Here is a 24,102-nt window from a genome sequence, read left to right on the forward strand (position 1 = left end):
CCGTCGAGGCTAGGGAGAAAGTGTGTCGATCGGAAGAACATCCGGTGTCGCCGGTGAAACCGAGGTTTCGTCTGTGACCGTCGATGGGTCGGATGTTTCGTTCTGCTTCTGCGCCCGGGCGACGTAGCGACGCACGCCCTCGCTGATCGCCCAGCAGCCGAGGGTGATGGCCACCCAGCGCTCCATCAGCGTGGTGAAGGTGATCGAGTGGTGCAGGCACTGGATCACTGCCGGGGAGGCGACGAGTGTGGCGACGATCAGGAGGGGCACCGAGACGCCGCCGGGCCGGAGCCCCTTGAGCATCGTGCCGCGGTCGCGGAGCAGGTCCGGGTCGAGGGCCTCGGTGGTCATGCCATCACCGCGAGGCTCGCGGGCATCTCCGCCCGCTCGCCGGTGACGATGCCGACGGAGCGGACCGAGGTGGCGCCGGTGATCTCGGAGTAGGAGAGGACGGGCATCCGCTCGAGCGCGGGCTCGACCAGGCGGCGTACGGCGAACCGGAGCTGCGGGGCGCAGACCAGGACCGGACGGGCACCGGTGTTCTCGGCGGCGGTGGCGAAGTTCGAGAGTGCGATGAGGATGTTCTGGCCGAGCTCGGGATCGATCGCGAGGACCGCGCCGGCGTCGCTGCTGCGGAGGCTCTCGAACATGTTCTGCTCGAGCACCGGGTCGAAGCTGATCGCCGAGACGGCGCCGTCGGAGAGGTACGGCGCGACGAGGGCCGGGCCGAGCGCCATCCGGGCGGACTCGACGAGGCCGTCGACGTCCTTGCTGACCGCGGCGCGCAGCGAGAGCGCCTCGAAGATCCGGACCAGGTCGCGGACCGCGACGCCCTCGTCGAGCAGCCCGCGCAGCACGCGCTGGATCTCGCCGAGACTGAGCTGCACCGGGGTGAGCTCCTCGATGACGACGGGATGCGTGCGGCGGACGACGTCGGTGAGGAGCCGGACGTCCTCGCGGCCGAGCAGGCGCCCGGCGTGCTTGGTGACGACCTCGGACAGATGGGTCGTGATGACGGAGGCGCGGTCGACGACCGTGGCGCCGGAGATCTCAGCCTGGTGGCGCATCTCGGCGGGGATCCACTTGGCGTCCAGCCCGAAGACCGGTTCACGGGTCGCGGTGCCCGGCAGCGAGTTGAGCATGTCGCCGATCGCCAGCACCGTGTCGCGCGGCGCGGCACCACGCGCCACCTCGACGCCGAAGAGTGTGATGGCGTACGTCGAGTTCGGCAGCTCCAGGTTGTCGCGGGTGCGCACCGGCGGGATGACGATGCCGAGCTCGCCGGCGATCTTCCTGCGCAATGCCTTGACCCGGTCGAGCAGGTCGCCGCCGGTGGTCGCGTCGACGAGGTCGATGATGTCGGCGCTGAGCTCGAGGCCGAGCGGGTCGACGAGGATCTCGCTGGCCAGCGACTCGGGGGAGTCGCTGGGCGCGGCTGGCCCGCCGTCCGGCGTACCGGCGCCGGCGAGTGCGATCTCGGCCGGCGTGCTCTCGTCGATGCGGGAGGCGAAGACGAGCATCAGGCCACCGACGAGGAGGAAGGGCAGTTTCGGGAGGCCGGGGATGAGGCAGAGCGAGAGCGCGGCGAAGCCGGCGATGCGCAGCGGCGCCTTGCGCTTGCCGATCTGCGACAGGATGTCCGAGCCCATGTCCTCGTCGGAGACCGAGCGGGTGACGATGAGGCCGGTCGCGACGGAGAGCAGCAGCGCGGGGATCTGGGAGACGAGGCCGTCGCCGACGCTGAGAAGCGAGTAGGTGTTGATCGCCTCGCTGATCGGCATGTGCGACTGGAGGACACCGATGCCGAAGCCGCCGACGAGGTTGACGACGGTGATGAAGATGGCCGCGACCGCGTCGCCCTTCACGAACTTCGAGGCACCGTCCATCGCGCCGTAGAAGTCGGCCTCGGCGTGGACCTCCTCGCGGCGCTTGCGGGCCTGGTCCTCGTCGATGAGGCCTGAGTTGAGGTCGGCGTCGATCGCCATCTGCTTGCCGGGCATGGCGTCGAGGGTGAAGCGGGCCCCGACCTCGGCCACCCGGCCGGCACCGTTGGTGATGACCATGAACTGGATGATCAAGAGGATCACGAAGACGATCAGGCCGACGATGAGCGAGCCGCCGACGACGAAGTGGCCGAAGGTGCCGATCACCTTGCCGGCGAAGCCGTGGAGCAGGACCAGTCGGGTCGCGGAGACGTTGAGAGCGAGCCGGAAGAGCGTCATCACGAGCAGGATCGACGGGAACGCCGCGAAGTCCAGCGGCTTCTCCACGAACATCGCCGTGAGCAGGATGAGGAGGGCACCGGCGATGTTGAAGGCGATCAGCATGTCGAGCATGAATGCCGGCAGCGGCACGACGAGCATGATCACGATCAGGACGATGCCGACGGGCACGCCGAGCTTGGTGAGCTGCTTCAACGCAGGCCTTCCGGGACGGAGCAACGGGTGAGTTGCGCCGTCCGTGGCGCCGATCAGCTGATCTCCATCCTGGTGATCAGTCCGCCTATCGGCGCCGCCACGTCGGACCTGAGCGGTCCGAGCCAGGGCTCAGAGGGTCACGGTGATGGTCGTGTCGCCGGGCTCGGAGGCCAGAGAGACCGTGCCGCCGTGCGACTCGACGATCGCCTGCACGAGCGCGAGGCCGAGACCGGCCCCGCCCTCGGCGCCGGAGCGCTGCCGCGAGGAGTCACCGCGGACGAACCGCTGGAAGGCGCTCGGGACCAGCTCGGGCTCGAAGCCGGGCCCGTCATCGTGCACGGAGAACCCGGTGGAGGTGGTCGTGACCGTCACGGTCGTGCCGGCCGGGGTGTGCTTGCGAGCGTTGTTCAGCAGGTTGGTCGCCACCTGGTGCAGGGCCATCTGGTCGCCCTCGACCTGGACCCGGTCACCGGCGGCCAGCCGCCAGTGATGGTCGGAGTCCACGACGCGCGTGTCGGAGACGACCTCCGCGAGCAGCTTGCTGAGGTCGACCTCCTCGCGGACCGGCGGTCGCCCGGCGTCCAGTCGCGCGAGCTGCAGCAGGTCCTCGACCAACCTGCTCATCCGCGCGGACTCCTCCTTGACCTTGGCGATCGCGGCGGGCATCTGCTCCGGTCGTTGTGAGGCCAGGTCGGCGTAGCCGCGGATCGTGGTCAGCGGTGTACGAAGCTCGTGCGACGCGTCGGCGACGAATCGGCGCACCTGCTGCTCGGAGCGCTCTCGTGCCGCCAGTGAGGACTCGACGTGCTCCAGCAGGACATTGAGGGCGGCGCCCACGGCGCCGACCTCGGTGCGTTCGTCGGTCAGCCTCGCCGGCACGCGCGAGGTCACGCCGACGTCACCGTCGGCGAGCGGGAGCTGGGCGACCTCGTGGGCGGTGCTGGCGACCTCACGCAGCGGCCCGAGTTGTCGGCGGACGATCAGCAGGCCGACCGCGGTCGCGGTGATGAGCCCGACGACGATGAAGCCGAGCTCCCACCGCACGAGGGAGGTGACGACGTCGTCGACCTCGGCGACGGGGAGGCCTGAGACCACGACCGCGCCGCTGGTCCCGTCGGTGTCGGAGACGTCGACCTCCTGCGCCACCACGCGGTAGGTGCCATACCCCGGGACGTCGACGTCGTGCAGGGCACCGTCGGTCGGCACCGCGGCCAGGTCCGTCGCCTGTGCGAGGTCCACCGCCTCCTGCTCGCCGTTGCCATGCCCGAGGATCACGGCCTTCGGGGTGCTGCCTCCCACGACAGCGACCAGGGTGCCGGCCTCCTGGTTCCGGCCCTGGAAGATCGAGTCGATCGCGTCCGCCGGGCCTCGGCTGTGCCAGCGGTCGGCGGTGCGGACGACGTCCTTGTCGAGGCGGTCTCCGAGGTAGGAGTGCAGTGCGAGCGCGGTCAGGGTCGCCACCAGCAGCGAGACGGCCAGGACCAGGGCGACCGTCGTCGCCACCAGGCGGGTCGTCAGGGAGCGGCGCACGGTCAGGCGCTCGACGTACCGGCGGCGGGCTTGAGCACGTAGCCCACGCCGCGCATGGTGTGGATCATGGGCTCGCGACCGGCGTCGATCTTCTTGCGCAGGTAGGAGATGAAGAGCTCGACCACGTTGTCCTGGCCCGCGAAGTCGTAGTTCCACACCCGATCCAGCATCTGCGCCTTGGAGAGCACCCGCTTCGGATTGCGCATCATGTAGCGCAGCAGCTGGAACTCGGTCGGCGTCAGGTTGATCTCCTCGCCGGCGCGCCGGACCTCGTGGGCGTCCTCGTCCATGGTGAGGTCCCCGACGGTCAGCTGCGAGGAGGCGTCCACCTGACGGGCGCCGGCCCGACGGAGCAGCCCGCGAAGGCGTACGATGACCTCCTCGAGGCTGAACGGCTTGGTGACGTAGTCGTCGCCGCCCGCGGAGAGTCCTGCGATCCTGTCCTCGACCGCGTCGCGTGCGGTGAGGAACACGACCGGGAGCTCCGGGCGCAAGCCGCGGATACGTCGCAGCACCTCCACGCCGTCGAAGTCGGGGAGCATGACGTCGAGGACGACGGCGTCCGGTTCGAACTCCCTGGCCGCGTTGACCGCCTTGAGGCCCGTGTGGGCCATGGCCGTCTCCCAGCCCTCGTAGCGCAGCGCCATGCAGATCAGCTCCGCGATGTTGGTCTCGTCATCGACGACGAGTATCCGCAGCGGTGATCCGTCGGCGCGGAGGAGCTCCGTCTGGGTCTGGGTCATGGCTACAAGCCTCCATCCTGATTCTGGGAGTCTCCCGAGATCACGTTAGGAAGGCTGCAAGGAATCGGCGTCGGCCGGCCGGCGTCTCGGGGCGGAGAACACGACGCGGCTCTGGACGCTGTAGCTGATGACCACCAGTGCCACCTCGGTGCCCAGCTTGGCGAGCAGGAGCGGTGCGCCCAGGCCCTGGAGGCCGGACAGGACGAGGTAGTTGAGCGCCAGGAGCCCGGTCGCCAGCAGGGCATAGCGCCACGCCGAGCGGGACACCCGGGACTCCCGATGGCGGTCGAAGACCATGCGGCGGTTGACCACGAAGTTGAGCGAGGCGCTGGTCACCCGTGCCGCGACCACGGCCGCTAGCAGCGAGTCCAGCACGGAGCTGAAGGCGATCAGAGCCACCACGTCCACCGTGAACGCCAGGAGCGAGGAGGCCAGGAAGCCCAGCAGGGGCAGGTAGATCCGCATCGAGTCCGCCACGGGGCGGAAGTGGGACGAGGCGTTGTCGTCGAGGTAGATGGTCTCGATCGGGATCGTCCGCAGCTCCAGTCCTGACCTGGCTGCGCGCAGTAGCATGGTCAGCTCGTACTCGTAGCGTTCGCCCTCGATCCCGACGAGCCATGGCAGCAGGGGTGCGGGGAAGCCACGGAGCCCCGTCTGGGTGTCGCGCAGTCGCTGTCCGGTGGCGAGCCGGAAGAGCAGTCGGGTCGCGTCGTTGCCGAGGCGGCTGCGGACCGGCACGGTGGTGTCGAACGCGCGTACGCCGAGGACCAGGTGGTCCGGCGCGTCGCCGGTGGAGTCGGCCACCCGCAGGATGTCCGCCGCGCTGTGCTGTCCGTCGGCATCCGCAGAGACGACGGGTCTGCCCAGCCCGGCGAGCATTCCCATGCCGACCTTGAGCGCGTGGCCCTTGCCTCCGTTGACCTGCAGGTGTTCGACGCGGGCGCCCGCTGCCGCCGCGGCGGCGAAGACCGCACGGAACACGGGGCCGGAGCCGTCATCCACGACCAGGACGTCGACGTCGGGGCGGAGGCCGCGGAGCTCGCCCACCAGCAGTGGCAGGGTCGCCCCCGGCTGGTAGGCGGGAATCAGGATGAAGGGCGCCGGTCTCAGCGGCTGGGTCGACATCACCGCTCACCCCGCGATGTAGAGGATGTCGGAGACGCCTCGCTCGGAGCCGCCGTTGTTGCTCGGCCGGTTGATGACGTCGCCCTGGAAGTACATCGTCGACGAGCCGCCACCGTCGAGGTTGTAGGCCGTCTGCGCTCCCAGAGAGGTGAAGATCTCGGCCAGCTCCGTCATCGTGACCCCTCGGCTGTATCCCTCCGAGCGACCGTCGACGACGACGAACACCAGGTGGTTGGTGTCGATCACGCCGACGGCCGTGCGCGGCTGGCGCCCCTGGATGGAGTGGTTGCCGAAGTTGGTGTCGATCTCGACGTCGTCGATGCCGTCGAGGACCTTGCCGCCCTTGACCAGCGCCGGTCCGAAGGACAGCGTCGTCCAGGCCCCGTTGTCCACGAGCGCCTTGGCGCTGGTCGTGGTCTCGTCGTAGAGCTCGACGTGGCCGTCCTGATAGAAGGCGATGCCCTCCCGAGCGCCGCTGTCGCGATAGGCGACGCCGTTGCGCACCTCCATCCCCGTGCTCCGGAACCCGTAGTAGTCACCGTTGACCGCGAAGACCGCGTTGTTCGCCTTCGCGATGGTCGAGGTGTTCTCCACGATGTTCTGGCCGAACTCCCCGTTCGCGAACCCCGTGCGCAGGACGGTCGCGTCGGTGAGGACGAGGTCGGCGACGAAGTACGCGAGGGCGTCGCTCCCAGAGCCGCTCTTCACCGTCGAGACCTTCACCGTGGTGCCGTCGGCACTCCACTGTGAGTCGGTGGCCGTGGCCTCCGAGGTGTCCAGCGTGGTGCCCGTGCTGCCTGAGGCCGCCTCGTAGGCCGAGGTGTCGGAGACGTCGACGTGATCGACGACGTAGCGGTCGAGGGCCCAGGCGCTCGCGCTGCCCGCGGACAGGGCCACGGCGGCCCCGCCCACGAGGAACGCTCGGCGGCTGACCGCGCGACGTCCGGCGCTCATGAGCTCGTGCCCTGCGAGTCCGAGGTGCTTCCGGGACGGCCGCCGGGTCCGCCGCCGAAGCCGCCGCCCCGGCCACCGCCGCCGCCCATCGACGTCGAGGCTGCGCTGGAGTCGGTCGCGGTCACCGTGCCGGCCTTGGTCAGGCCGTCGACGCTCGTCGCCGACGTCGAGTCACCGGTGTAGACGGTGTACGTCTCGCCGGAGGTCAGGCCGTCGGCGAGGACGACCTGGGAGGTCGCCGTACCGGTCCGGACGAAGCTGGCGACGACCGTGCCGTCGGCATCAGTGAGGGTCACCCGCTCTCCGGATCCGACACCGCTCGTGTCGACGGTCGCGACGTCGGGTGCGGTCAGGGTGCCGTTGACGTCGAGGGCTCCGTTGCCGCCGCCACCGGTCTGGGCGCTGATGGCGACGGTGCCACCGCTGATGGTGGCCGAGCCGTTGGAGTCGAGGCCGTCGCTGCCGGCCGCGATGGTGACGGTGCCGCCGCTGATCGTGGCAAGGACGCCGTCCTCCGCCTGCTCGCTGCCGCCCTGCGCGGTGTGCGAGGTGGCGTTGATCCCGTCGTCGCTCGCGGTGATCGCCACCGTGCCACCGGAGATGGTGATGACGGCCGCCTGCAGGCCCTCCTCAGACTTCGGGATGGTCAGCGTGCCGTCTGCGACGTAGATCGCCCCGACGGCGTCGGCCCCCTGCGAGCCTGCCGAGACGCTGACGGTGCCGGCGTCGAGCTGGATCCAGCCGAGCTCACCGGTGGTGTCGTTGTCGGACTTGAGGCCGTCGCCGCCGGCCGTCACCGAGACGGTGCCACCCTCGATGGCGAGGTAGTCCTTGCCGCGGATGCCGTCGTCGACGGCGTCGACCTTGATGGTGCCCGACAGGATGACCAGCCCGTCCTTGCTGGCGATCGCGTCGTTGCTCGCGCCCGTCACGTCGAGGGAGCCGCTGCCGGCGATCGTGAGGTCCGCCATCGAGAAGAGCGTCGCGGTCGGGGCGTCCTCGGTGTCGTCGTCGGAACCGGAGGCCGAGGAGTCGGAGAGGGTGTTGTTCGAGCCGTCCGCGAGGATCACGACCGCCTCGTCCGCCGCCGTCACCACGACAGGGGAGGTGGAGGCAGAGGTGAGGTCGACACCGTCGAGGACGAGCTTGACCTTGCCCTCGCCGGTGCTGTTCACCACGACCTGGCCGTCCGACAGGGTGCCGGAGAGGATATAGGTGCCGGCCGCGGTGATGGTGACGACGTCACCCTTGACGCTCGCACCGTCGCCGTCGACGGTGCTCGCACCGTCCGCGAGGGTGATCATGGTCGCGTCCGTGGCGTCGTAATCACCGTCGTCGGCATCGGCGTGGGTGTCGGCCGGGGTGGTGAAGGCCGCGGCACTCACACTGGTGCTCGAGCCGGAGCCGGAGCTTGTGGTGGAGGAGCCGGCGGTGGTGGAGGCGCCACACGCGCTGAGCGTCACGAGCGTCATGGAGACCGCGGTGGCGGCGAGGCCACGGCGGAGGCGGGAGAGGTTCATCGGGAGTGTCCTTCGCTGGGTCGGGAGGTGAGTGAGGTGGGGAGGAGGTGCTGCTGCATCACTCGGTGCCACTTGAGATGGGGCAGGTCGGGGTGGAGGGCGGCCATCCCGGCGCCGTACTTCGAGATCCGGACCGGCCGGTGGCCGCGGGACCACAGCAGGCGGTCGACCTCGGAGGGGGTCGACCCGGTCTTGGTCTCGATCACCACCCGTCCCGGCAGGTCGAGACCACCGCCGTGCGCCAGCGACTGCCAGCGAAGGTCGGCATCAACCGTGACGCGCGCGCCTGACCGGGGAAGCAGGAGGGTGGTCCGCCTGTAGGTCGTGACGAGGACGGGCAGGAGGTCGTCGGCTGCGCCGCCTCCGATGATCCCGGCGAGGAAGCCGAGCCCCTCGGCGGTCAGGGTGCCGTCCTCCGGAGCCTCGATGCGCTGCTTGACGTTCTGGCCCCGGGGACCGCCGGTCTTGACCTCGAGCCAGCTGCCGCCGGTGTCGAGGTAGGAGCGAGTGCGGACCTTCCACCGGCCTCGTTGCGCCCGGCCGGAGCTCAGGAAGCTGGTGAGGGCAGGAGTGTCGAGGTAGGTCGAGTGGTAGCCGAACTCGCGCCGGCCGTCGATCTCGAGGATCCGTGCCTCCTGGCGTACGTCGGCCAGCGCATCCCAGGCCTCGGCGCAGGGAACGATGTACTTCCGGTCGACGCGGGCCAGCAGTTCGGCCTCGGCGACGAGTTCGTCGAGGGTGATCGGCGCCAGGTCGGGCAGCCGATCGGCGGTCAGGGCGGTCATCGGACGACCTCAGGCATCGGCGTCGGGACGGTGAGCTCAGCGGCGGAGAGCCGGTAGCGGACGTCGACCAGCGTCGTGTCGTTGACGATGTCCGTGCGCACGACCTTCGTCGAGACGATCGTGGCGCCGAGGATGCCCTCGAGGTGGGCGCGCAGGGCGGTCTCGTCGAGGTAGGCGCGGTCGACGAGGATCTGCTGGCTCTTCGGCCGGGGCGCGACCCGGGGGTGGTCGCCGACCGCGATGGCGACGAGGACGAGGGCCATCAGTCCGAGGTCCGTTGCGCCCGGAGTGGAGTCCAGGCCGGCGAGGAGACCGAGGGTCAGAGCTCCGAAGTAGTAGGCGATCTCGGTCTGGGTGAGCTCCTCGGAGCGCAGGCGGATGATCGACAGGATCCCGAAGAGCCCCAGTCCGAGGCCGGCCCCGATGGTGCTGGTGGTGAGCGCGGTGCTCACGGCGAGGACGCCGATGTTGGTCGTCAGGAAGGCGACGATCAGCTCCGGACGATGGTGCCTCCGGAGGAAGAACCCGAAGACGAGCAGCGAGATCGCGGCGAGGTCGGCAAGGTACAGAACGGACTGAGACATGGGGCGAACTCCAAGCGACTAGGGGGTGAACTGCCCCTAGTACGCCAGCGGAGATTGTCCGAACCCTCGAGTCGACCCTGTGGGATCGCTGTCAGGCGAGATGCTCCTGCGTGGTGGTCACCCGGGGGCGTCGCCGGCCGGCGGGCGGGACCTCGGGGAGCGGCTCGCGGCTGTGAGGGCGCGGGGTGCGGTGCTCGCCGCCGTACTGCCCCTTGTTCCGCCGAGTGATCACGAAGGCGAGGACCTGCGCGACGGCGGACCAGAGCTCGCGTGGGATCTCGGAGCCGACGGTGCACGAGCGGTAGAGCGCACGCGCCAGCGGCACGTCGTGGACCAGCGGCACGCGGTTCTCCGCCGCGGCGAGGCGGATCTTCTGCGCGATCGCGCCGGCGCCGCGGGCCACGACACGCGGCGCGCCCTTGTCGGCGTCGTACTTCAGCGCGATCGCGATGTGGGTCGGGTTCACGAGGAGCACGTCGGCGTCGGCGACGTCGGCGATCATCCGCTGGCGGGCCATCGCGCGCTGCTTCGAGCGGATCGCGTTCTTCACGAGTGGGTCGCCCTCGGAGTTCTTGAACTCCTGCTTCACCTCGGACTTGGTCATCATGAGTGACTTGTTGTGCCTGCGGCGCGTGATGACGTAGTCCGCGATGGCGAAACCGAGACCGATCAGGCCGATCGTCCGGATCAGCGCGAGGGCCCGGACGCGGACCAGCCCGAGCACCACGTCGACCGGCACCAGGCCGCCCACCAGCGGCATGATCTCGACGATCGCCCGCCAGGCGACGAGGCCCACGATCGCCGACTTGATCAGCATCTTCGCGCCCTTCCACAGGGTCTCCTTGCCGAAGAGGTGCTTGAAGCCCTTGATCAGGTTGAGCTGGCTGAACTTCGGCTTGATCCGCTTCGGCGCCATCAGGAACCCGCCCTGGGCGACCGAGGCGACGACGCCGATGGCGAGCACGATGACGGAGAGCGTGAGGACCGCGAAGAACATCTGCCGCCCGCCGTCGCGCAGCATCCGCAGGGCGACCGGCACGCTGGGGTCCTCGATGCTCCGGAGGCTCTCGTGGAAGAGGCGCTGGAGGGAGGTGAGCTCGCGGGAGAGGAGCGGGCCGATGACGAAGCCGACGACGAGCAGGGAGATCCAGGAGCCCAGCTCGGGGGTGCGGGCGATCCGGCCCTCCTTGCGGGCCTCGCCCTTCTTCTTGCCTGTGGGCTTCTCGCTCCTGTCCTCGCCCGCCTCGGCCATCAGCTGGCTCCCGACATGGTGGACATGGCCTCGAGGGAGAGGTTGCTGAGCATGTCGACCACCTTGGGCAGCATGGGGAAGCTCGCTCCGACGAGAAGCAGCGTGAGTCCGATCTTGGCGGGGAACATGATGCTCATCGCGTTGAGCGCAGGCGCGACCTTGGTGAGCAGTGCCAGCGCGAGGTCGGCGATGAAGAGCACGGCCACCAGCGGCAGCGCGATCTGGACGCTCGTGGTGAGCAGCATCCGGAAGGCGGTCATGGTGACCGGCTGCCAGCCGCTGAAGTCCGGTGTGCCGTCGAGCGGCAGGAACTCGAAGGTCTTCAGCAGCCCGCCGATCACGATGAGGTGCGCTCCGGAGACGACCATGATCGCCGTCGCGATCCACTGGTAGAACCGGCCGAAGACCGAGTTGCTGGTCATGGCCAGCGGGTCGTACGCCGCCACCATGGCGAACTGGCCGAAGTTGTCGATCATCGCGCCGGCCATGGAGATCGCCGTGAAGAGCAGTTGCACGACGAACCCCATCGACAGCCCGATGAGGACCTGGTTGAGCGCGGTCATCAGCAGCTCGGGGGTCGTGGTCGGGAGCCGGTCGTCGGCGATCGTGCCGGAGACGACCATCGCCAGGCCGACCGCCAGGACCACCTTGGCCATGACCGGGATGGAGCGGGTGTTGAAGGGCGGCGCGACGACGAGCCAGGCGACGATCCGCACGCTGGCCAGGAGGAACGCCATGATCTGCGCTCCGTCGAGGGTGATGTTCGCTGTCATCGCTCGGTCCGTTGCGCCGCGTCAGTTGAGCAGTGAGGGGATGCGCTCGAAGAGCTGCGTCGTGAAGGTGATCATCGTGTGCAGCATCCAGTTGCCGCAGAAGAGCAGCGCCATCGCGACGCCGATCACCTTCGGGACGAAGGCGAGGGTCGCCTCCTGGATCTGGGTCATCGACTGGAAGAGCGAGATCGTGAACCCGATGACCAGGGAGGTCACCAGGAAGGGCGCCGAGAGCTTGGCCGCGACGAGCATGGTCTTGAGCGCCAGCTCGATGATCGTGCTGTCGGTGATCTCCAGCGGAGTCGCGGCGATGAGGTGCGGGATCATCCGTAGCTCCCGACGAGTGCGCGGATCACGAGCGCCCATCCGTCCACGAGGACGAAGAGCAGCAGCTTGAAGGGGAGCGACACCATCACCGGCGGCATCATCATCATGCCCAGCGCCATCAGGGCTCCCGAGACGACCACGTCGATGACGAGGAACGGGATGAAGATGATGAAGCCGATGATGAAGGCGTCTTTGAGCTCGCTGAGGACGAACGCCGGGACGAGGGTGCTGAGCGCGACGTCCTCGCGGTCCTTCGGGAGGTCACGCTTGGCGACCGAGGTGAGCAGCATCAGCTCGTGGTCGTCGGTGTTCTTGAGCATGAACTCCTGCAGCGGCTTGATGCCGGCCTTCCACGCCTGGGACGTGGTCTTGTCGCCCTTGAGGTAGGGCTGGATGCCGGCGTCGCTCACCTGGGATACGACGGGAGCCATGATGAAGAGGCTCAGGAAGAGCGCGAGACCGGCCAGCACCTGGTTAGGCGGGCTGGTCTGCAGGCCCAGCGCGTTACGCGTCAGGCCCAGCACCACGAGGATCTTCGTGAAGCTCGTGCAGGTCAGCAGGATCGCCGGCGCCACGGACAACAGGGTCAGGACGATGATCGTGACGAGCGAGTTGCTCGGCTTGTCAGTGAGTCCCTGGAGGTTGACCTCGACGGTCGGGCCGTCGGGCTTCGTCGGCCCGGCGGGGCCACCCGGTGCCGCGAAGGCGGCGCCGAGCACGGCACCGGGCGCCACCACCAGGGCGGCGGTCGTCGCCCCGAGCAGCCACAGGGACCGCGGGGTGAGGAGGCTGCGCATCAGGAGGCCTGCTTCTCGTCCGGTACGTCGACAGCCCGGTCGACCTCGCCGCGGAGCTGCGCCCACGTCTGCCGCCACGTGTCGGGGCTGAGGATCGAGCCGCCGAGTGGTCCGTGGGGGCGGAAGGAAGCGCCCTTTCGGAGGGGCGCGGTCGCCCTTTCGGCGTGCTGGCTCGGCTGGTCCTCGGGAAGCATCGTGTCGGGGTCGAGGCCGACCTCGTCCGGCTCGACCTCGGTCAGGAGCGTGACCTGCTGCTCGGTGCTACCGAGGACGAGGACGCGGGTGCCGACGGTGACGACGGCGACCGAGCTGGAGCGGCTGAGCTGCTGACGGTGGACGACCTGGATCGCCGCACCGGAGCGGCCCTTGAAACGGCGGTTCGCGAACTTCGCGATGAGGAGGAGCAGCCCGAGGACCAGGGCCAGGGAGAAGACCAGACGAAGGACGAGTCCGATGGTGTCGTCCAGCCCGGCTCCCTCGCTGGAGGAGCCGAGCATGGGTCAGGCCACCGTCGAGGCTGTGGCGTCGTCGAGGATCTCGGTGACGCGGAGCCCGAAGTCCTCGTCGACCACGACGACCTCGCCGCGGGCGATGAGGCGGCCGTTGACCAGGAGGTCCGCGGGGCTCCCGGCAGCACGGTCGAGCTCGAGCACCGCGCCGGGGGAGAGAGCGAGCAGGTCGCGGACGGTCATGCGGGTCCGGCCGAGCTCGACGGTCACCTCCATGTCCACGCCGTGCAGCATCTCCAGCCCGCGCTGACTGGGGACCGTGCCGAGGAACGGCGCCGCCGACTGCGCCGGGGCAGCGGCGGCCTGGGCAGCCGCCGTCTGGGCCGCGACCGAGAGATCCGCGAGCGGAGCCGTGACGGCCTGGGAGGCGCTGGCGACCGTCGGGTCGACGTACGCCGGCCCGGGCTGCTCCTCGGGGAGCGGCTCGCGGGCGCCGGTGAGGGCGTCGTCGTTGAGCAGGACCGCGGCGTCGATGCCCAGGCCGATGAGCGGGACCGTCATGAACGGCTCGCCCAGCTCACCGAGGACGTCGGTGAGGTCGACGGTGCGGGCGTTGCGGGCCCGGCTGCCGAGCTGGCCGCAGAGCGCCTCGAGGGCCGGGGCGATCGCGACATGCAGCTCGAGGCCGCCGAGCGGTCCGCTGTCGAGGGCGTTGGTGAGGTCGGCGCCCACGAGGATGGCAACGCGACCCGCCGCCGGCGGCTCGAGGTCCGCGACGGCGGCGCGCGCGAAGGCCGCGGTGACGTGCGGGGAGCCGGGCTGCGCCGGGCCCGCGCTGAGCGGCTCGATGGCCGGCATCACGAGTGCGGCGGCCTCGGCGGCCGCGGTGGCCGTGGCCTCCTTGGCGGCAGCGGTGAAGTCGGTCATGAGTTCTGCTCCTTGCGGGGGTCGCGTGGGGTGTCGACGATGAGGGCCGCGAGCTTCTGGCCGCGGGTGCCGGGAGTGGCGTGGGCGAACGTGTTGCCGGCGACGGTCACGTCCAGCGGCGCCGTGGCCAGGTGGTCCAGGCGGAGTACGTCGCCGGGTCGGAGCGAGCTGATCGCGGAAGGGCCGAGGTTGGTCGATCGGAAACGGATCGAGACCTGGACGGGCACGGTGCCGAACTGCTGCTGCAGCGTCTCGGCGGCGGCAGCACGCTGGGCGCGCTCGCGGTCCGAGAGCGGACCGGGCTGGGCGGCGTGGGTCAGGTGTGAGCCGAGCCCGCTGAACGGCATGCAGATCGTCATCTTCTGCTCGCGCTCGTTGATCTTGAGCTCGAAGGTGAAGACGACCATCACGTCGGCGGTGGCGGCGACCTGGGCGAACTGCGGGTTGTACTCCACCCGGAGGAGCTCGGGGTCGACCGGGACGATGGAGTTGAAGTAGTACTGCATCTCGCTGAGCAGGCGCTCGATGAGGCCGCGCGCAACGTTGCTCTCGATCTCCGTCAGGGGACGGTTGGGCTGGTCGTCGGAGCCGGGCCCGCCGAGCATGTGGTCGATGCAGGAGAAGATCGCGTGCATCGGCATCTCGAGCATGCAGACGCCCGGGAGCGGTTCGGCCGAGAAGAGCGTCATGTAGGTCTGGCTGTCCAGCGAGTCGACGTACTCCGCATAGGTGCGCTGCTCAATGTCGAGCAGCGCCACCGTGCAGACCGTCCGCATCGAGGACGTGAAGACCGTCGAGGCCTGGCGGGCGAAGCCGTCGAACGCCAGTTGGAGGGTCCGCGAGTGTTCACGGGACAGCTGGATCGGTCGCCGGAAGTCGTAGGGGACCGGCTCGCCGGAGCGGCCGCGACGGCGGTTCCGGGAGGGCGCTGTGGTGCTCACGCCGATGTGATCGGCGCCCGCGAGGACCTTCTGAGGAATTGGGACCCATGAGTACTTGGTCCCGGGTCCCTCACTGGGTGACGAACTCCGTGTAGTAGACGTCCATGACCGGCTCGTCCTCGTAGCGCTTCTTCAGCTGGGCGAGGAGCTGGGCCTTGAACGAGTCGCGCGCACCCTTGGCCATCACCTGGGCCATCGAGAGACCGCTGAAGGTGGCGATCTCGGCGTCGAGGGCCTTGGAGCCGTCGATCTCGGTCACCGCCTCGGCCGCCACCTTGTCGGTGAACTGCAGCGCGATGCCGACCCGGAGGTAGTGGCCGTCGGTGAGGTTGATCTGGAGCGAGTCGAGCTTGAGCACCGCGCCGGGCTTCGGCGCGGCCGGCTTGCCGGTCGCCTCCTTGGGCTTGAGCACGAGGAACCAGCCGGCACCGGCGGCGATCACGAGGACGAGGACGAAGGCGATCAGGCGTATCGGCTTCTTCTTCGGCTGTGCCTCCTCGTCGTTCTTGGGCATGGCGGTGACGGTCATGACGTCCCTCCCTGGGTGTCGCTGTACACGGGTTTGAGTGAGTTCTGGACCTGGTTGAACTTCTCGCGGGTCTCGGCGGGCGCCTGTGAGAGCACGATGATGTCGACCCGTTTGTTGATGTCCTGCGAGCCGGGCGCCTTCGGATCGATCAGCGGCTTGGTGTGGCCGAATCCGGTGGCGCTGAGGCGCCCGGCCGGAAGGCCGTTGTGCTCGTTGAGCCACCGCAGCGCGGCGATGGCGCGGGCCGACGAGAGGTCCCAGTCGGTCGCGTAGTACTTCGGCTTCACCTTCACCTGGTTGGTGTGGCCGTCGACCTCGATCGGCTCGGTGAGGCGCTTCAGCGCAGGTGCCAGCGTGTTGAGGATCTGCTGGCCGCGCGCGGTCAGGTCGGCGAGGTTCGGCTGGAAGACGATGTGGCGTGACACCAGCGAGATCACCAGACCGCGCTCGTCGATCTGTGCCTGCACGTCGTCGGCGAGTCCCTGCTTCGCCAGCGCCCTGTGGATCCGGGACCAGAGCCGGGTCAGGTCGTCGACCTCCGCCTGGGCGGCTGCCGAGGCGCGCTCCTGCACGGCCTGGTTCTCCTTCGCGACCTCCTTGGCCACGGCGGACTTCTGGGTGAGCGAGAGCTCGTTCTCCAGGGAGCCGCTCATGTCCGTGGCCTGTTGCCCCGCCTCCGTGATGTCGGCGGTCTGGCCGTCGAGGATGTTGGCGGTGTGGCCGAAACCGGCCGCGAGACCGCTCTTGAGTGCCTGGTACTTCTTGTCGTCCACGGTCGACATCGCGAACATGATGATGAAGAGCACCATCAGGAGCGTCAGCATGTCGGCGTACGTCACGAGCCAGCGTTCGGCGCCCTCATCGTGCTCCTCGTGCACCTCCCGCCGGCGGGAGTTCCGGGACATGGTCAGGCCGCCTTCTCACCTGGCGCGTCCTGCTCCGAGGCGGGCAGCAGGGACCTGAGCTTCTCGGCGACGAGGCGGGGGTTGGAGCCGGCCTGGATCGCGGAGACGCCCTCGATGGTGAGCTCCATCCGCGCGACCTCCAGGTCGCTGAGCCGCTGCAGGCGCTTGCCGATGGGGAACCACAGGACGTTCGCGGCACAGACACCCCAGAGGGTGGCGACGAAGGCGGAGGCGATGAGCGGGCCCAGTGTCTCGGGCGTGGAGAGGTTCTCCAGCACGTGCACCAGCCCCATGACCGTGCCGATGATGCCGATCGTGGGGGAGTAGGCGCCGGCGTCGGAGAAGAACTTCGAGGCATGCTTGTCGGCCAGCTTCTTGGCGTAGACCTCGCCCTCGAGGATGTCGCGGAGCTCCTCGGGGTCGGTGCCGTCGATCGCCATCGTGACGCCCTTGACCAGGAACGGGTCCTCGACGTCGCGGAGGCCGTCCTCGAGCGCGAGCAGGCCCTCGCGCCGAGCCTTCTCGGCGAGCGAGACGACGGTCGGGACGAGCTCGCCCGCTGGGGCGACGCCTCCGCCGAACGCCTTCTTGAGGTTGGGGAAGATCGCCTTGGCGTCGGCCATGGTGCCGCCGGCGACGCTGACGAGGATGGTGACGCCGAAGACGAGCACCATCGGAGCCGGGAGCAGCAACGCCGTCGGGTTGCCGCCCTCCATGATGTTGGACCCGATGATGACGACGAAGCCGAGGGCGACGCCGAGTGTCGCTGCGTGGTCCTTCTTCATCAGGCGTCTCCTCCGGTGCGTTCGACGCCGTGCACGTGCAGGGCGGAGGGGTGGGACGCGACGGACGCGAGCTTGGGCTCACCGCGGCGCGGAGCGGGGGCGCCGTGCTTCATCGACTGCGCATGGGCGTGGGCGGCGTCGAGGAGCGAGCCCAGGGCGACGATCTCGCCGCGATAGGCCACCACAGCATCGAGTACGTCGCCGATCGACTCGGACACGACGTACTTCTTGCCGTCGACGAGGGTGATCACCGTGTCGGGCGTGCTGTCGACGCGCTCGATCAGATCGGCGTTCAGCAGGAACTGCGAACCGGAGAGTCTCGTCAGCGTGATCATCATGCACCGTCCTTGTGCGCCGCCTGATTCACGTGGCCGTCCATGGCCGCGCGAAATGGAGTTCGGCCCGCCGAGTCGCTTCCTGAGCGATTCGGCGGGCCGGTGGTAGTGCGGAAGGGCTCAGCGCTTCATCTGGATGAGGTCCTCGAGGATCGAGTCGGAGGTCGTGATCACCTTCGACGACGCCTCGAAGCCACGCTGGGCGAGGATCAGGTTGGTGAACTCCTGGGCGAGGTCGACGTTCGACATCTCGAGCGCACCGGCAGTGAGGTTGCCGTGTCCTGCCGAGCCGGCGTCGCCGATCTGCGCCTGGCCGGAGTTGGCGGCCTGCGCGAACTCGGTGTCCCCGACCTTGTTGAGGCCTTGGGTGTTGGTGAAGGTCGCCAGCTCGAGCTTGCCCATGTCGCGCTTGATGCCGTCGTCGTACGTGCCCCGGATGACGCCGTCGGAGCCGATCTCGTACGAGGTCAGCGTGGCCGTGTAGGAGCCCGTGGCGCTGGCGTCCCCGGTAGCGACGGGGTTGCCGTCGGCGTCGGTCGCGACGGTGATCGTCTGGATCTGGTGCAGGCTCGTGAGCGTGTTGGTCGTGGGAGTGCCGGAGACGGCGTACGTCGCCGTCGCGGTGTAGGCGCCGGTGGCCGGGTCCGTGGTGTACGTGTAGCCGGTCGGGTCGGCCTCGTTGCCCATCACGAACTTGCCGTCCGGTGCGACCAGGTTGCCGGAGTTGTCCCAGGAGAAGGAGCCGGCCCGCGTGTAGACCTGGTTCGGCTGCTCGCCCGTGGCGTTGTCCGAGCCGCTGCCGAGGATGAAGAACCCGTCACCGCTGATCATCAGGTCGGTGGCGCGACCGGTGGTCTGGGCCGAGCCCTGGGTGAAGTTGCCCGAGGTCGAGGCCAGCTGGACGCCGAGCCCGATCTGGATCGGGTTCGTGCCACCCGTCTGCGCGGTCGGGACCGAGCCCGCGGTGAGCATCTGGGAGAGCGTGTCCTGGAAGACCGTGGTCGAGGACTTGAAGCCGGTCGTGTTGGCGTTGGCGATGTTGTTGCCGGTCACGTCGAGCATGGTCTGGTTGACGCGCAGGCCGCTGATGCCGGCGAAGAGGGAACGAAGCATGGTCTTACTCCTGGCTGCTAGAGCTGGTTGAAGTGCTGGAGGTGCTGGTGGAGGGGCTGCTCACGCCGGTGACCGACGCGACGGGGACAGAGGCGTCCCCGATGGTGAGCACGGGGCCCGTGGAGGTGAAGTTGACGGCGCTCGGAGTGCCGGTGGCGGAGACGCCGTTGGCGTCGGTGTAGGCGACCGTCTGGCCGAGCATCCCCATCGCGCCGAACGACAGCTGGGCGGAGAGCACCTGGCTGAGCTCGTCGTTGATGTCCTGCAGTTGCGTGAGTGACTCGAACTGTGCGTTCTGCGACAGCATGTCGGTGGTGCTCACCGGGTTCATGGGGTCCTGGTACTTCATCTGGGCCACCATGAGCTGGAGGTACATGTCTTGGTCCTCGCTCGACGACGCGGTCGTCGAGCTGGTGCCCGACGCGGCGTTGGCCAGCGCCAGGATGCCGTTGGTGGTGCCCTCGACGGCTGAGACGGTCACGTTCTGCTCCTCACATCAGCCGGTCGAGGCGACCGGCTGGGCTCGTGGTGGTAGTGGTCGACTCCGTGACCGGAGCCGTTGTGCGCGCGGGCGTCGACAGGACGCTGGCGAACTCCGCGAACTGCTCTGACTGCTGCGACTGCTGGGCGTCGTGGCGGCCCTGGCGCTGCTGCCCGGTGGCGCCTTGCTCCAGGCCGGTCTGGCCATTCTGCTGGCCGTTCTGCTGACGGGTGTCGGTGTGGGCGCCCGTCCCGGCCTCGCGTACGACGACACGGGTGTCCGTGGGCGCGGTGAGCTCGAGCATGCGGTTCAGGTCGTGGGATCCGCTGGCGAGTGCGGCGCGTGCGGCCGGAGTGTCGGCGTCGAGGTGCACCTGCAGCTCACCCGCCCGCATCACCAGCGTCACCTTGACCTCGCCGAGGTCCTCGGGGTGGAGGGTGATCGCCAGCCGGTGGGTGCCGGGCGTGGCGGTCTGGGTGAACTGGGCGATCTCCGGGAAGACCTGGCGGGCTACGGCTTCGGTGTGCGCCGGGGTGGACTGTGCTGCTGTGGTGGGCGACGCCGGCGCCTGCGCCAGCAACTGTGCCACCTCCGCACCGGGGGCGGGCGACGCGGACCCGGGCGCGCCGCTGACCTCGGACAGCGTCACTCGCTGGCGCTCGTTTCCGAACTCGCGCGGCGCGCCCGAGTCCGCGCCGCCCGCGTTCGTCGAGGGGGCGCCCGTGGCGTCTGCCGGCGCTGCCGGCCCGGTCGGGGTGGCGTCGGCGCTCGCCGGGGTGGGGGTGTCGATGTGCTGCGTACTGGTGTTCTGCGCTGTGTTGGTGCTTCGCACGGTCGCTGCCGGCGCCGACGCTGCAGGCGGTGTTGCGTCGGCGACCGGCGCGGCCGTCGTGGGGTTGGCCACGACGTCTGGGGTGCCCGGGGCTCCGGTCGGGCTGGTGGCGAGTGCCGGGGACGTGGACCCGGGCAGCGTGGCGGAGAGGGGGTTGCTCGTGCTGCCCGGGTGAGCGGGGGCGGCAGGCAGCGTGGCTGCCGCGGCGAGAAGGGAGGGAGCGGCGGAGTCTGCGGGCACCCCCGCGGCCGTGCTGGCCTGGGCTGCCGTCGCTGGGGGCGGGGTCACCGTGCCGGCCATCGCGGACTGGAGCGCGAGCTCGAAGTCCGTCGGGGAGGTGACCGACGTTCCCTCCCCGGCGGGCTGGTCGGCCGCTGCGTCGGAGGTGTCCTTGCGGCGGGCACGCGGCGTCGTCGCGTCGGAGGTGTCGCGACGGGTGTGGGCGTTGGTGTGCGTCTCGGAGTCACTGCGGCCGCGGGTGCGCGGGCTCGGGGTGCTCGACGGGGTCGGCATCGATGGGAGCAGGGACATCGTGGTCATCAGCTGGCTCCCGAGAAGAGGGCCTGGAGGTCATAGGCGGAGCGGGCGGTGGCGACCGACTCCTTGCCGACGCTCGTCGGGATGGTGCTGGCCACGCTGGCGGTGGTCGACGTACGGGCGCTGGTGGCGTCGTTGCCGATGATCCGGCGGATGTAGTCCGGGGTGGACGGTACGTCGACGATGCGGACCTTCGCGCCGGTGTGCGGTGCCTCGATCATTGTGCCGTCGCCGAGGTAGATCGCGATGTGGTCGGCGCCGTTGTTGCGGCTGGAGTTGTCCCACGCCAGCAGGTCGCCGGGCTTGGCGTCGGCCATCGAGGCGACGGCCGTGCCGGACCTGGCCTGGTCGGCTGAGAGCCTCGGGAGGTCGACGCCGATGGTCTTGTAGGCCTGCTGCACGAGGCCGGAGCAGTCCACGCCGGTGGTGAGCGAGTTGCCGCCCCAGACGTAGGGCAGGCCGAGGGCGGACTCGGCGGCCGAGATCACCTGCTGCTGTTGGGCCGAGACGTCCGCGGTGTCCGTGGTCGCCGCCGTGCCGGTGGCGGTCCGGGCGGACGTGGTCGCCCCCAGGGCGCTGGTCAGCTCGTCGCCGAACTCCGTGGCGCTGGTGTCCGACGCGGTGCTGGTGGCGAAGGTGGACAGCTGCTCGATCTGGCCTTGGATCGAGGTGATCCGATCCATCACGGACGAGATGCTCACGAAGCCACCTCCGGAGGACACGAGCGAGCGCCAGCGAGCGAGGCCCGGATGGAGGTGATGCGAGTGGGCGATCCCATGGCGCTCATGCGTCACCTGCCTCGCGGTTGCGGGCCCAGGCCTGCCCTGCGAGGTCGTCGGCGTCCTTGGCGATCAGGCGGTCGCGCTCGACACGGCGCTCGTCCGCGCGGCGCTCGAGGAGCTGCTCGACGGCGGAGAGCTGGGTCTTGTCGGACTCCCAACGGGAGCGGGCCGACTCGGTGATGTGCTCGGCGACGGCGATCTCGCTGCGTGCCTGCTGGATGGAGTCGTTGAGCTGGCCGAGGTTCATCTGGAGGGTCAGGAGGGCACCGGGGGTGCCGGCGCCGAGGATCTCGGCCTCGAGGGCGGCAGCGGCGCGGAGCTGGGCCTGGAGCTGCGCGAGGCGCTCCTCGCGCTCACGCTGCTCGATCAGTGCGTGCTGCAGGACGAGGAGGCTCTCGGACTCCTTGACGCCGCGGACGCGCGCGACCGCGGAGAGACCACGGTCAGCGGAGCCGGTGCGGACGGACACAGGAAGTCGCCTTCGGTTCGGGGGTGTTCGAGGCTGCCGGTCCGTCGGCGGGGGTGAGCAATCCGTCGCTCGATGATTCACATCGGTGTGGCCGGCTGGGACCTGAGCGTCCGGAGGGTCCCGATTTCCCAAGGATCCCGGGTCAGGTGCCGACGAGGGAGTGCAGGCGCGCCCAGGTGTCGTCGATGCGCTCGTCCATGCGCTGGCGCAGGAAGTCGTTGATCCTCGGCAGCAGCCCGATGGCCACGTCGGCGTCGGGGTCCGAGCCGGCAGCGTACGCCCCGATCTCGACGAGCTCCTTGACGTTGCGATGCGCGGCGAGGAGCTGGCGCAGGCGACGAGCGTCGGCCTGCTGCTCCTTCGTGGTGACCGTCGTCTGGAGACGCGAGATCGACTCGAGCACATCGATCGCGGGGAAGTGGCCGGATGTGGCGAGAGCCCTGGACAACACCAGGTGGCCGTCGAGGATCGAGCGGGCGGTGTCGCCGATGGGGTCCTGCATGTCGTCGCCCTCGACGAGGACGGTGTAGAGCCCGGTGATCGAGCCGTGCGGCGAGGTGCCGGCACGCTCGAGGAGGCGCGGCATGATCCCGAAGACCGATGGCGGGTAGCCGCGGGTGGCGGGCGGTTCTCCTGCCGACAGCCCGATCTCGCGCTGGGCCATGGCCACACGCGTAAGCGAGTCCATCATCAGCACGACGTCCTTACCGGCGTCGCGGAAGGACTCGGCGATGCGGGTGGCGACGAAGGCGCTGCGCAGCCGCTCGACCGCGGGGGCGTCGGAGGTGGCCACGACGACGACGCTGCGCGCGAGACCCTCAGCTCCGAGGTCGTTGTCGAGGAACTCGCGGACCTCGCGACCGCGCTCGCCGACGAGGGCGATCACGTTGACGTCGGCTGACGTGCCACGCGCGATCATCGAGAGCAGTGACGACTTCCCGACGCCGGAGCCGGCCATGATGCCGATGCGCTGACCGCGGCCGCACGGGGTGAGGGAGTCCATGGCCCGTACGCCGAGGAGGAGTGGGTCCTCGATCCGTGGGCGCTGCATGGCGTTGGGCGCCTCGTTGTCGACGCTGACCCGGGCGAGGTGGTCGATCGGGGGACCGCCGTCGATCGGCCGGCCGAGTCCGTCGAGCACACGTCCCAGCAGCTCCGGCCCGACGGCGATCCGCAGCGGGCCGCCGGTGTGGCGGACGAGGTCGCCGACGCGCACACCGTAGAGCGGGCCGAGCGGTAGGCAGACCAACGCACCGGGCCTCAGTGCGGCGACCTCGGCGAGCAGCTCGCCGGCGCTGGTGTCGACAGCGACCAGGTCACCGACGGCGGCCGCGAGACCGGCGATCTCGAGCTGGAGGCCGACGATGCCGGCCACGGTCCCGAGTCGCTGGGGAGCAGCCGCCTCGCGCGCGAGCTCGGCGCACTCGGGGGTGAGGATCATGAGGTTGTCCGTTTGTGCGGCGCCACGGCGCGACACGCCGGAACTGCCAGCGTGTCGTCGCAGATCGGCGCAGGAACGGTCACGCTTCGCCCGAGTCGTCGGTGAGCACGGCGCGGACCCGCTCCATGGCAGCGCTGATCCGGAGGTCGGTGACGGCACCGTTGGACTCGACGAGGGCGTCGGCGGGGCCGAGGCGGGGGTCGCCGAGGATCTCGAGGCCGGCGTCGACGAGCTCGCGCACGGCCGGCTCGGAGGCGACACTCGGGTGGAACCGGACGAGGCCGGTCGGCACGGCGGGAAGGACATCGAGCACACGACGTACGACGTCGGGAGCCTCCAGCACGGAGAGCTGGTGCCCGACGAGCGTCTCGGTGAGGGACCACGCCAGGTGGGTCGCCTGGGACTCGACGGCCGCGGCGAGCGACTCGAGCAGGCCACGCACCTCGGCTGCGGCGGTGGCGAGTGCCTGGACCGCCGCGGCATGTTCGGCCGTGCGACGCGCTTCGCTCTCGAGCCGGGCGGCCTCGTGCTCGCGGGCGAGTTGGTCGGCGGTCTGCTGGGCGTCGCGACGACCCTCGGACCAGCCGACGAGGTAGCCCTGGGCGCGTGCCTCGGTGCGGGCCTTCTCGGCGACCTCGCCGAGGACGGTCCTGGCGAGCTCCGTGTGCTCGATCTCGCCGCGGGGCAGGTCGGGCGTGGTCAGGGTCTCCAGCGGAGCGCCGGAACCTCGTCGGATCACCTGGTGGTCGAAGGACATCGCAGCTCAGCC

Annotated in this window: 27 protein-coding genes; all 27 read right to left on the bottom strand. The window is 69.7% G+C overall.

Annotated elements, in window-relative coordinates:
- Positions 1-9: 9 nt before the first annotated feature.
- On the bottom strand, positions 10-351 hold the full coding sequence (locus LH076_RS01735) for a hypothetical protein (RefSeq protein ID WP_227782261.1): 342 nt from the start codon (positions 349-351) through the stop codon (positions 10-12).
- Complete coding sequence (flhA, locus tag LH076_RS01740) at positions 348-2,417, bottom strand: flagellar biosynthesis protein FlhA (RefSeq protein ID WP_227782262.1); 2,070 nt, start codon at positions 2,415-2,417, stop codon at positions 348-350. Before flhA ends, LH076_RS01735 begins: the two co-directional genes overlap by 4 nt.
- A 129-nt stretch (positions 2,418-2,546) precedes the next feature.
- Positions 2,547-3,947 carry a sensor histidine kinase gene (locus LH076_RS01745; RefSeq protein ID WP_227782264.1) on the bottom strand — a complete coding sequence of 467 codons (1,401 nt, stop codon included), beginning with the start codon at positions 3,945-3,947 and terminating at the stop codon, positions 2,547-2,549.
- Positions 3,948-3,949: 2 nt separating this feature from the next.
- Positions 3,950-4,690, bottom strand: coding sequence for a response regulator transcription factor (locus LH076_RS01750; protein WP_227782265.1), 741 nt, complete (start codon positions 4,688-4,690; stop codon positions 3,950-3,952).
- Positions 4,691-4,735: 45 nt separating this feature from the next.
- On the bottom strand, positions 4,736-5,815 hold the full coding sequence (locus tag LH076_RS01755; protein ID WP_227782266.1) for a GtrA family protein: 1,080 nt from the start codon (positions 5,813-5,815) through the stop codon (positions 4,736-4,738).
- Positions 5,816-5,821: 6 nt separating this feature from the next.
- Positions 5,822-6,769 (bottom strand): phosphodiester glycosidase family protein, encoded by a 948-nt coding sequence (locus LH076_RS01760; protein ID WP_227782267.1) that lies wholly within the window; start codon positions 6,767-6,769, stop codon positions 5,822-5,824.
- Positions 6,766-8,289 (bottom strand): carbohydrate-binding domain-containing protein, encoded by a 1,524-nt coding sequence (locus tag LH076_RS01765; protein ID WP_227782268.1) that lies wholly within the window; start codon positions 8,287-8,289, stop codon positions 6,766-6,768. Before LH076_RS01765 ends, LH076_RS01760 begins: the two co-directional genes overlap by 4 nt.
- Positions 8,286-9,074, bottom strand: a complete 789-nt coding sequence (locus LH076_RS01770; RefSeq protein WP_227782269.1) for a polyphosphate polymerase domain-containing protein — start codon at positions 9,072-9,074, stop codon at positions 8,286-8,288. The genes LH076_RS01765 and LH076_RS01770 overlap by 4 nt, the downstream gene beginning before the upstream one ends.
- Complete coding sequence (locus LH076_RS01775) at positions 9,071-9,658, bottom strand: DUF4956 domain-containing protein (RefSeq protein ID WP_227782271.1); 588 nt, start codon at positions 9,656-9,658, stop codon at positions 9,071-9,073. Before LH076_RS01775 ends, LH076_RS01770 begins: the two co-directional genes overlap by 4 nt.
- A gap of 91 nt (positions 9,659-9,749) precedes the next feature.
- Positions 9,750-10,910 (bottom strand): flagellar biosynthesis protein FlhB, encoded by a 1,161-nt coding sequence (locus LH076_RS01780; protein ID WP_227782272.1) that lies wholly within the window; start codon positions 10,908-10,910, stop codon positions 9,750-9,752.
- Entirely contained in the window at positions 10,910-11,683 is a 774-nt protein-coding gene (locus LH076_RS01785; protein WP_227782273.1) for a flagellar biosynthetic protein FliR, read from the bottom strand. Before LH076_RS01785 ends, LH076_RS01780 begins: the two co-directional genes overlap by 1 nt.
- Positions 11,684-11,704: 21 nt before the next feature.
- The gene (locus LH076_RS01790; RefSeq protein ID WP_227782274.1) at positions 11,705-12,010 is read right to left on the bottom strand and encodes a flagellar biosynthetic protein FliQ; all 306 of its coding nucleotides are present in this window, start codon (positions 12,008-12,010) and stop codon (positions 11,705-11,707) included.
- The gene (gene fliP / locus LH076_RS01795; RefSeq protein ID WP_227782275.1) at positions 12,007-12,807 is read right to left on the bottom strand and encodes a flagellar type III secretion system pore protein FliP; all 801 of its coding nucleotides are present in this window, start codon (positions 12,805-12,807) and stop codon (positions 12,007-12,009) included. Before fliP ends, LH076_RS01790 begins: the two co-directional genes overlap by 4 nt.
- Positions 12,807-13,304 carry a flagellar biosynthetic protein FliO gene (locus LH076_RS01800; RefSeq protein WP_227782277.1) on the bottom strand — a complete coding sequence of 166 codons (498 nt, stop codon included), beginning with the start codon at positions 13,302-13,304 and terminating at the stop codon, positions 12,807-12,809. Before LH076_RS01800 ends, fliP begins: the two co-directional genes overlap by 1 nt.
- A gap of 3 nt (positions 13,305-13,307) precedes the next feature.
- Positions 13,308-14,183, bottom strand: coding sequence for a flagellar motor switch protein FliN (fliN, locus tag LH076_RS01805; protein WP_227782278.1), 876 nt, complete (start codon positions 14,181-14,183; stop codon positions 13,308-13,310).
- A complete protein-coding gene (locus LH076_RS01810; protein WP_227782280.1) occupies positions 14,180-15,124 on the bottom strand; it encodes a flagellar motor switch protein FliM in 945 nt (314 codons plus the stop codon). The genes fliN and LH076_RS01810 overlap by 4 nt, the downstream gene beginning before the upstream one ends.
- 70 nt (positions 15,125-15,194) lie before the next feature.
- Positions 15,195-15,653, bottom strand: coding sequence for a flagellar basal body-associated protein FliL (gene fliL / locus LH076_RS01815; protein ID WP_227782281.1), 459 nt, complete (start codon positions 15,651-15,653; stop codon positions 15,195-15,197).
- Positions 15,650-16,558, bottom strand: a complete 909-nt coding sequence (locus LH076_RS01820; RefSeq protein WP_227782283.1) for a flagellar motor protein MotB — start codon at positions 16,556-16,558, stop codon at positions 15,650-15,652. Before LH076_RS01820 ends, fliL begins: the two co-directional genes overlap by 4 nt.
- A gap of 2 nt (positions 16,559-16,560) precedes the next feature.
- Entirely contained in the window at positions 16,561-17,343 is a 783-nt protein-coding gene (locus LH076_RS01825; RefSeq protein WP_227782284.1) for a motility protein A, read from the bottom strand.
- On the bottom strand, positions 17,343-17,681 hold the full coding sequence (locus LH076_RS01830; protein ID WP_227782286.1) for a flagellar FlbD family protein: 339 nt from the start codon (positions 17,679-17,681) through the stop codon (positions 17,343-17,345). Before LH076_RS01830 ends, LH076_RS01825 begins: the two co-directional genes overlap by 1 nt.
- Positions 17,682-17,798: 117 nt before the next feature.
- On the bottom strand, positions 17,799-18,791 hold the full coding sequence (locus LH076_RS01835) for a flagellar hook protein FlgE (protein ID WP_227782289.1): 993 nt from the start codon (positions 18,789-18,791) through the stop codon (positions 17,799-17,801).
- 4 nt (positions 18,792-18,795) lie between these two features.
- Positions 18,796-19,272: a flagellar hook assembly protein FlgD gene (locus LH076_RS01840; RefSeq protein ID WP_227782290.1), complete on the bottom strand. Its 477-nt coding sequence runs from the start codon at positions 19,270-19,272 to the stop codon at positions 18,796-18,798.
- 10 nt (positions 19,273-19,282) lie between these two features.
- Positions 19,283-20,644 (bottom strand): flagellar hook-length control protein FliK, encoded by a 1,362-nt coding sequence (locus tag LH076_RS01845; RefSeq protein ID WP_227782291.1) that lies wholly within the window; start codon positions 20,642-20,644, stop codon positions 19,283-19,285.
- Positions 20,644-21,342, bottom strand: a complete 699-nt coding sequence (locus LH076_RS01850) for a C40 family peptidase (protein WP_227782293.1) — start codon at positions 21,340-21,342, stop codon at positions 20,644-20,646. The genes LH076_RS01845 and LH076_RS01850 overlap by 1 nt, the downstream gene beginning before the upstream one ends.
- Positions 21,343-21,424: 82 nt before the next feature.
- Positions 21,425-21,892, bottom strand: coding sequence for a flagellar export protein FliJ (locus LH076_RS01855; RefSeq protein WP_227782294.1), 468 nt, complete (start codon positions 21,890-21,892; stop codon positions 21,425-21,427).
- A gap of 142 nt (positions 21,893-22,034) precedes the next feature.
- Entirely contained in the window at positions 22,035-23,333 is a 1,299-nt protein-coding gene (locus LH076_RS01860; protein WP_227782296.1) for a FliI/YscN family ATPase, read from the bottom strand.
- Positions 23,334-23,412: 79 nt separating this feature from the next.
- Entirely contained in the window at positions 23,413-24,090 is a 678-nt protein-coding gene (locus tag LH076_RS01865) for a flagellar assembly protein FliH (protein WP_227782297.1), read from the bottom strand.
- Positions 24,091-24,102: the final 12 nt, after the last annotated feature.

It is taken from the genome of Nocardioides sp. Kera G14 (assembly GCF_020715565.1).
GTDB lineage: Bacteria > Actinomycetota > Actinomycetes > Propionibacteriales > Nocardioidaceae > Nocardioides.